The 7,984-nt window shown below is 63.8% G+C and carries 8 protein-coding genes and 1 pseudogene (1 of these 9 running past the window's edge); 5 read left to right on the forward strand and 4 right to left on the reverse strand.

Features of this window, described 5'->3' with window-relative positions; genetic code table 11:
* The first annotated feature begins 1 nt into the window (after window position 1).
* Together EGH24_RS10095 and EGH24_RS10100 are read left to right on the forward strand one after the other, a co-directional pair.
* Window positions 2–1,321, forward strand: a complete 1,320-nt coding sequence (locus tag EGH24_RS10095; RefSeq protein ID WP_142980024.1) for a polymer-forming cytoskeletal protein — start codon at window positions 2–4, stop codon at window positions 1,319–1,321.
* A 59-nt stretch (window positions 1,322–1,380) separates the two neighbouring features.
* Window positions 1,381–2,232 (forward strand): hypothetical protein, encoded by an 852-nt coding sequence (locus EGH24_RS10100; protein ID WP_142980025.1) that lies wholly within the window; start codon window positions 1,381–1,383, stop codon window positions 2,230–2,232.
* 27 nt (window positions 2,233–2,259) lie between these two features.
* Here the strand turns inward: EGH24_RS10100 and EGH24_RS10105 are convergent, their stop codons facing one another.
* Window positions 2,260–3,015 (reverse strand): hypothetical protein, encoded by a 756-nt coding sequence (locus tag EGH24_RS10105; RefSeq protein ID WP_142980026.1) that lies wholly within the window; start codon window positions 3,013–3,015, stop codon window positions 2,260–2,262.
* A 205-nt stretch (window positions 3,016–3,220) separates the two neighbouring features.
* On the opposite strand from EGH24_RS10105, the gene EGH24_RS10110 reads away from it, so the two are divergent.
* The 3 genes from EGH24_RS10110 to EGH24_RS10120 all read left to right on the forward strand — a co-directional run bounded on the left by EGH24_RS10110 (window position 3,221) and on the right by EGH24_RS10120 (window position 5,710).
* The gene (locus tag EGH24_RS10110; protein WP_142980027.1) at window positions 3,221–3,937 is read left to right on the forward strand and encodes an HD domain-containing protein; all 717 of its coding nucleotides are present in this window, start codon (window positions 3,221–3,223) and stop codon (window positions 3,935–3,937) included.
* 71 nt (window positions 3,938–4,008) lie between these two features.
* The gene (locus EGH24_RS10115) at window positions 4,009–5,313 is read left to right on the forward strand and encodes a M48 family metallopeptidase (protein ID WP_142980028.1); all 1,305 of its coding nucleotides are present in this window, start codon (window positions 4,009–4,011) and stop codon (window positions 5,311–5,313) included.
* 1 nt (window position 5,314) lies between these two features.
* Window positions 5,315–5,710: a GIY-YIG nuclease family protein gene (locus EGH24_RS10120; protein ID WP_142980029.1), complete on the forward strand. Its 396-nt coding sequence runs from the start codon at window positions 5,315–5,317 to the stop codon at window positions 5,708–5,710.
* Between the two features lie 34 nt (window positions 5,711–5,744).
* On the opposite strand, the gene EGH24_RS10125 is transcribed toward EGH24_RS10120, so the two are convergent.
* The 3 genes and pseudogenes from EGH24_RS10125 to gltB all read right to left on the reverse strand — a co-directional run.
* The gene (locus EGH24_RS10125) at window positions 5,745–5,915 is read right to left on the reverse strand and encodes a DUF1059 domain-containing protein (protein WP_142980030.1); all 171 of its coding nucleotides are present in this window, start codon (window positions 5,913–5,915) and stop codon (window positions 5,745–5,747) included.
* A 63-nt stretch (window positions 5,916–5,978) separates the two neighbouring features.
* The gene (locus EGH24_RS10130) at window positions 5,979–6,707 is read right to left on the reverse strand and encodes a helix-turn-helix domain-containing protein (RefSeq protein ID WP_142980031.1); all 729 of its coding nucleotides are present in this window, start codon (window positions 6,705–6,707) and stop codon (window positions 5,979–5,981) included.
* 149 nt (window positions 6,708–6,856) lie between these two features.
* Window positions 6,857–7,984 (reverse strand): annotated as a pseudogene (gltB, locus tag EGH24_RS10135) (glutamate synthase large subunit) (it continues 3,420 nt past the right edge of the window).

Below are 7,984 nucleotides of genomic sequence, written 5' to 3' on the forward strand. Positions count from 1 at the left end.
GATGCCACCCAAATCGCGCGGCGGCTCGGGCGGACTCAGCCGGCGAGCAGCCCTCGCGCTGATCGGCGGCGGCGGCCTGCTGGGGATCAGTGCTTCCGGCGCGTTCGACCAAGTGGGCGCGCAACGACCGTTCGATCTCGCTGTCGACGACGACAACGCCTTGCTCGGCATCGAGACGTTCGGCCCGATCGAGGTCACCCAATCGGACGTGACCGTCGACGTGATGGAACTCCACAACCGGTTTCCGGACGCAGTCTTCGATTCGGTGTCGGTGACGACGGATAGTTCCATCCTCTCGATCAGCGACCCGCTGGAGCGCGGCGAAACGCTCGCCAACGACGAACGGCTCACCGTCCGTGGCCGCGTCGAGAGCGACCGTAGCCGAACCGCCAACGTCGAGTTGACGATCACGGTCAGCGGGAGCTCCGAACGGATCGAAACGACGCGCACGATCACCGTCGCGGTCGATCTGCGCGGCCAGCTCCCCGAGGGCTGCCCGGTTTCGCTGGATATCTCCGTATCGGTCGGCGACGACGCGCTGGGCGAGCAGACCAGCGACGGCGATCTCAGTCTCACGAACGAGGAGGTCGACGGCAGCGTCACGACGACCGCCGGTAGCGGTGGCAGCCTCGATATCCGGAACACGACGATCACCGGCGACGTCATCGCCGATGGCGATATCTCGCTCCGGAACGCGACGGTCGGCGGCGATGTCCGGACCCGCGAAGACAGCGAGGGCACGATCTCGCTGGAAAACACCACTGTCGGCGGCAGCATCGTCGGCGACAGCGACGTGACCAGCCGCAACTCGAACGTCGACGGCGACCTCCGAACCCGTGAGGACAGCGAGGGCGCGATCACCGTCCGCGGGCAACGGACCACCCCCGCGACGGTCGTCGGCAGCGTCGTCGGTGACGGCGACGTTGAGATCATCGCGGCCCAGATCGGCGGCGAGGTCCAAACCCGAAGCGGCAGCGAGGGATCGATCACGATCACGAACGCGACCGTCTGCAGAGCGATCGACGCCGACGACGATCTGACGATCACGAACGCCGAAGTCGGCGCGGTAACCGCCGACGGCGACATCCAAATCAAGCCGAATTCGACGGTCTTCGGGACGGTCAACGCGAGCAACAACGTGACCCTGTCGAGAAACGCCACTGTCAAAGGCGATATCAACGCCAGCGGCGACGTGACCGTCGACGGTACCGTCGAGGGGGGCGTCTTCGCCGGCGGGACCGTCGACGGCAGCGGGACGATCAACGGGAACGATCCGCGGCCGAGCAGCGAAAACGGCAACGGCGGCGGGCAAGGTCGGTAGTGCGCCGCCGGGACACACCCGAATCGATAACAGCACCCGGCCCCACAAGGAGAGTAGGAATGGGCTCGCCCCCGGATGCTGCGTCACCGCCTGATGAACCCACCGCAGCGACAGCATCGTCGAAAAACGGCGAGGCAACAGGGGAGAATGGCAAGAAGACGGAGGAGAAATCGGAGCGTCGGCCGCTCCGGATCGGCCTCTGGGAGCCCGGCGCGACCGCGATCGAACAGGAACTCGAAACCGAAATGAGCGATGGCGAGGTTTCGATCGTCGGTCCGGAGTCGAACCCGCTTGAGATCCACGCTGTCGACTGTCTCGTCGCCGACTGTTCGGGTGTCGAGACACAGGCCGCAACCGTCTACGAGGCGATCCGCGACGCCTATCCCGAGAAACCGCTTGTCGTCATCACGCGCGGCACCAACGAGACCCAACGCGAGCGGATCGCCGACAACGAGTACACCTCTCACGTTCCACGGACCGAAAGCGGCCTGCCGGTCCCGCTGGTGGTCGCGCGGTGTAAACGGCTGGCGAAACGCCCGTTGGCCGAGACCGACAGTGAGGACGAAGCGGAAGCGGCGTCGCCGACGATCACCCAAACGGTGAGCCTCTGGCTGTTGTGGGGGATCGCCGTCCTGACCTACGGCGTCGGCGACGTGGTGTCAACGATCATCGCCGTCTACTTCGTTCAGGGGCTCGGCGAGAGCAACCCGCTCGTCTTGTTCCTCCTTTCCGAGTTCGGGATTCGCGGGCTGTTCGCGCTGAAAATCGCGGTGTTCGTCATCGCGGTCGGCATCAACCTCGGCTTCCGCAAGCGGGGCGACTGGCTCGGCTACTACGGCCCGCCGGTGTTCGTCGCTGTCCTCGGGGCGTTTCTCACGATCTCGAACCTACTGGCGATCAACGCGGCCTGAGAATTGGCCGATCGGCGACCGTTAACTCTAATTACTCTCGTTGGTCGTGTTGCCGCCGACACCGCCGGTTCGTGGAATCACTTCGAGCGTCCACGTCGTGAAGCTCTTGAGATCGAGATAGCCGACGCCGCCGATCGCTCGCAGCGCGGAACGGGAGCCGGCGGTCGAGGCCTGAACGAGTGACTCCTGGACGGCTCCGGTCCGGTCGACGAGATCGAGGCGATGCCGAGAGTCCTTGTCGACCTCGAAAACGAATTCGACGGGCGATTGCTCGCCGAAATCGATCGGACCGACCACCGTATCCAGCCCGTCGGCGAACGCGAACGGCGGTTCCATGCCCGTCCCGACTTCGTAGACCGGGAGATCGTATATCGTCGCCTCCCAATCACCGGATGCGTTGAGTACGGAGAGCTCGTAGCTGCCGGGATCGACGGGCTGGACGTTCGTCCGACCGGTGAACGGGCCGCGTGCTTGAATCACGCCACGGACCGTCTCATCGGTGGTCGACCGTAGCTCGACGTTGTAGATATCGTCGGAGCTGTGATCGACGTTGGTATCGATGATCGTCGGTCCCTCGTTGACGAGTTCGAAGGGCTCGCTGGTGCCGGTCCCGCTGCCCGACCGTTCGATTGTCTCACTGTTTGGATACGGTGGAAACTCGGCTTCAACCATCGCTGGCGGGCCGTCGTTGCCGCCCGAGCCAAGAACAGTGTAGGCACTCACACCAGCCACGCCGACGACCCCCCCTGCTGCAGCCGCACCGAGATACTGTCTGCGCTCCATACCCCCGCGTTGTCCCCCCGCCGTCTAAGTCCATCGCTCCGATTCTCAGCACTGAAACGCCGCCAGGGTTGTGGGTTGGGCTGTTCGGGGCGTCGCCGCTCGCAGTTCGTCAGGGAAACCACGGGCCTGTCGTAACGCCTAAGAGTCAAACAGCCCTTCCACTGAACAATGAATCAGCGAACGCGTTCGTCTTGGAGGGATCTTCATGGGGGTTGAGATCAAGGAGTCGGCGGTTACAGACGAGGAGTTGGCGGCGATGGAACAGTTCGTCTACGACTATCTCGACGCCAGCGTCCAAAACGAGGACGACGGCGGCCGAATGCGCTGGTACCCCTGGCACAGCGCGGAGTACCGGTTCAACCACATCAAAAACGTCGCGGAACTCGGCCAGCAGATCGCCGCCGGCGAGGGAGCCGATCCCGACATCGTCACCGTCGCCGCGCTTTTCCACGACGTGGCGAAACTCGACGCCCCGCAGGATACCCACGCCGAGGAGGGCGCGGCCGTCGCCCGCGAGTACTTGGAGAGCCACGGCGACTACCCGGCGTCGTTCATCGACTCGGTCTGTCAGGCCGTCGCCGACCACTCCTTTCAGGGGCCGCTCTCGGAGGTCTCACTGGAGTCCCGCTGTATGATGGAGGCCGACATCCTCGATAAGGTCGGGGCCAACGGGACCGCGCTCATGCTGTTGCGGATGGGGTATGAGTCCCGCACCCACATGGACGCCGCCCAGATGGTCGACCGCGTGCTCGAACGCGGGAAAGACCACCTCGACCGCGTCGAGTCGGATACCGCCGAAACGATCGGCCACAAACGCCTCAAACGCGTCAAGTGGTTCCGGGAATGGCTGGAATCCGAGGTCGCCGACATGGAAGTCGACCGACCGGGCAAACCGGGCGAGCCTGAGGAGCCGGCCGAGTAGTCGACCCGCTTTTCGACGACCCCGACAACGAGACAAGGTTTAGGGAGCCGACCGCCTACCACCGACAACCAATGCAGTATCCGCTCGTCCACGTCGGTTTCGTCCTGTTGCTCGTCGGCACGCAAGCGGTTTTTACGCTGCTGTCGGTGCTGAACGTGCGACACGCTGACCGGCTGCTCGACCGCGAACAGGAGTGGGTCGAAACGGCCCTCGGCGTCGACGACCTCGATGAACTCCGCGGCTACCACCGCCTGACATCGGCGTTTTCGGAACTCCAGTCGTGGGTCGGCCTCGGCGTTCTCCTCATCGTTCTGTACGCCGGCGGGCTCTCGTGGGCCGTCGAGCTGCTCGCTGCGACCAGCCAGTCGGTCGTCCTGCAGGGAATCGTCTTCTTCGTCGGCCTCGCGGTCGCCGCACAGCTGTTTTCGATCCCGTTCAGCGTCGTCTCGACGTTCGGCATCGAGGAGATCTTCGGGTTCAACAACCAAACCGCGAAGCTGTTCGTCCGCGACACCTTGGTGCAACTCGGCCTTTCGGTCGTTTTCGTGGCGATCCTCGGCGGCGCGGTCCTCGCCTTTATCGAGTGGCTGCCAACGCTGTGGCCCGCGGCGGCGTGGGGACTGTTCGTCGTCGTCTCGCTGGTGATGCAAATCCTCTATCCACGCGTCATCGCGCCGCTGTTCAACGACTTCGAGCCCGTTGACGCCGGCGAGTTACGCGAGGCCGTCGAAGATGTCTTCGAGCGCGCTGGCTTTGCGACGAGCGATATCTACACGATGGACGCCAGCCGGCGGTCCTCGCATCTCAACGCCTACTTCATCGGGTTCGGCCGCACCAAACGCGTCGTGCTGTTCGATACACTCGTCGAAAAGATGGACCTGCCCGAACTCCAGAGCGTCCTCGCCCACGAGTTGGCCCACTGGAAGGAGGCCCACATCTGGAAGCAGTTCGCCGCGGGCGTGGTCCAGATGGCCGTCGTCGTCGCCGTCCTCGGCTGGCTGGTCAGCTTCGATCCACTGTACGCCGCCTTCGGGATTCCGGCGTCGGCGACTTATGCCGGCCTCCTGTTGGCCGGGCTGCTCGTCGGGCCGCTGCTGCAGTTCACCGCGCCGCTGTCGAACAAACTTTCGCTGGCCCACGAGCGTGAGGCCGACGACTACGCCGCCGAGATCATGGGCCCCGCGCCGATGATCGATGCCTTGGGCCGGCTGGCCGGCGAGAACCTCGCCAACCCCTTCCCGCATCCGTGGTACGCGACGTTCCACTACAGCCACCCGCCGATCCCCGAGCGCATCCGACGCTTGCAGGAACGAGGCGATAGCGACGTCGCTGCGTCGGCTGATAGCCCCGAAAACATCGCGCCCGGTACTGACTGAGATGGCTGCAAAGGGCAGCTACGTGCTCGTCGTCGAGTGCGACGGTCCGGTCATTGTCGAGGTCGGCGCGCTCGGTGAGATCACGTTCGACGGCACCTACGCGTACGTCGGCAGCGCGTTCGGGACCGGCGGCCTCTCGCGTGTCGATCGCCACCGACGCGTCGCCAGCGGTGAGCACGACGTGCGACACTGGCATATCGACTACCTGCTTGGTGCGTCGGCAACGCGGCTCGCGAGCGTCGAAACGTATCCCGACCGCGACATCGAGTGTGCGTTGGCGACAGCCCTGCGCGAGGCGGGCTGTAAGCCCGTAGCGTGGTTCGGCGCGTCCGACTGCGACTGTGGCAGCCATCTCTGGGGAGTGACCAGCCGCTCACAGCTGTCAGCTATCAAATAAAAAGTGGTTCGCGGGAAGATCCCGTGTCTGGCGATTAGACTTCGCGGATGTGTTCTTTGATCGTTTCGATGGTTTCCTCATCCAGTTCGAGACCCGGATGAGCTTCCTCGGCGTGTTCGGCAGCTCGTTCCAGTACTTCCTCTTCGCTTCCTTCGCTGATTTCAGCGTCGCAGCCGTCGATGACACAGCTGAGTTCGTGTGACATTGCAACTCGATATACCGGAGGATTGGGATTAGGTGTTATTTTGGTTATGACCAATCACGCGGCTCACTGCGTGAGTTCCGCGGCGAACTCGGTGGCGAGTGCCGCCTCAGCCCGCGAAAGCCGGTACTGCACCGTCGACTGCGGAATATCCAGTTCGGTCGCAAGCTCCTGTGTCGTGATTGCCCGCGGCGTTTCGTAGTAGCCCCGCTCGACAGCTTCGGTGAGGATGGTCCGCTGTTCGTAGGGGAGGTCTGCCAGTGAAATACCGCTCTGTGCCCACTGTGTCACCCCGGTCAGATGCTCGAAATCGAGGGAGACGCCGTCTTTGAGATCCGCCCGGAGCGTGTCGTAGAGACTTCCGATCTGGGCGTCCTCAGGCACGAGCAGCCGCCATCGATACTCGTTGCCCTGTCGTTTGGCGTCGTACAGCAGGCCATCACCGAGATGGGCGGTTGCGAGCATCGGAATCGAATGACAGTTCTTGCCGTCGGTCCCGTAGGCGTAGACGGTTCGGCTCGTCGGACTGTTCGACAGCAGTTCGTAGCTCCAGGTTGACGGACAGACCGTCGCGTCGAGACACTCGTTGCAGTGGGTTGGATCGAGAAAGATATCGTCCAACTTCGCAAGCGCTTCCTCCGGGCCTGTGATATGGTTGAAATGCCAGATACTCTCGTTTGGCACACTCGCCGACAGCGACGTCAACGTCATCACGACATCCGGATACTCGATGAAGATATCCGCGATCGGATCGCTCTCCGGCTCGTATCTGACGGTAAACACGAACTCTTGCATGCGTCTCGACCGAGTGGTCGACCGCCGGCCCCCTTAGGGCTTGGTTGGTTATAACCAAACGGCCGCTTTTCTCATGGCGAAGGGAGCGCACTCATCGGGGAAGATAGAACGGATCGCACAGCAAGAAAACAGCAAGTGACTGAAGCCGCTCAGTCGTCGCTTGAGACGGCTTCGGTGTCGAGGCTGGCTTCGGCCGCCGCGGTCGGCCGCTCCGGCCGCTCCTCGCGCACGTCGTCGGCACCCTTGTTCTCGATGGAGTTGCGGTAGGCCTCCGGGAAGATCCGGACGAAGTTCTCGACCTCGGTAGCCCACTCATCGAGCAGTTCGGCCGCACGGTCGCTGTCGGTGTACTCGGCGTGGTTCTCGACCATCCGCGTCAACATCCGCTCGTCTTTCTCGGTGAGACTCTCGGAGAACGTCACCATCTCCTTGTTGAGTTTGGATTCGAACTCGCCGTCGGGATCGTAGACGTAGGCGACGCCGCCGGACATCCCGGCAGCGAAGTTCCGGCCGGTNTCNCCGAGNNNGNCGACGACNCCGCCGGTCATGTACTCACAGCCGTGGTCNCCGACGCNNTCGACGACNGCNTTNACGCCGGANTTGCGNACGNCGAACCGCTCGCCNGCNANGCCGTTGATGTAGGCCTCGCCCTGCGTTGCTCCATAGAGCGCGACATTGCCGATGAGGATGTTGTCCTCGGCGGCGTAGGCCGCGTTTTCGGGCGTCTGGACGACCAGTTTCCCGCCGGACATCCCTTTGCCGACGTAGTCGTTGGCCGCGCCAGTGAGGTCCATCGTCACGCCGTTGGCGAGGAACGCCGCGAAGCTCTGGCCGGCGATCCCGTCGAAGTCGATGGTAATCGTATCGTCCGGCAGGCCATCGCCGCCGTACTGCGTGGAGATCTCATTGGAGAGCGTCGCGCCGACCGCGCGGTCGACGTTGGCGATCTCCTTGTCGAGGGTGACCGACCGCCCGGACTCGAGGGCGGCTTCGGCGTCCTCGATGAGTTCCCAATCGAGTTGGTCGTCGATGTCGGCGTGTTTCTGCTCGCGGGTTTTCCGCCGCTGGTCGCCAGCGGTCGGCGCGATGACCGTCGAGAGATCGAGGTGTTTGGCCTTCGGGTGGTCGGTCTCCCGCTGGCTGAGGAGTTCCGGCCGGCCGACCATCTCCTCGATGNNNGTNAAGCCGAGNTCGGCCATGATCTCNCGCAGCTCCTGGGCGATGAACGTCATGTAGTTGATGACGTGGTCCGGCTCGCCGGGGAACCGNTCGCGGAG

The organism is Halonotius terrestris (assembly GCF_006861665.1).
Taxonomy (GTDB): domain Archaea; phylum Halobacteriota; class Halobacteria; order Halobacteriales; family Haloferacaceae; genus Halonotius; species Halonotius terrestris.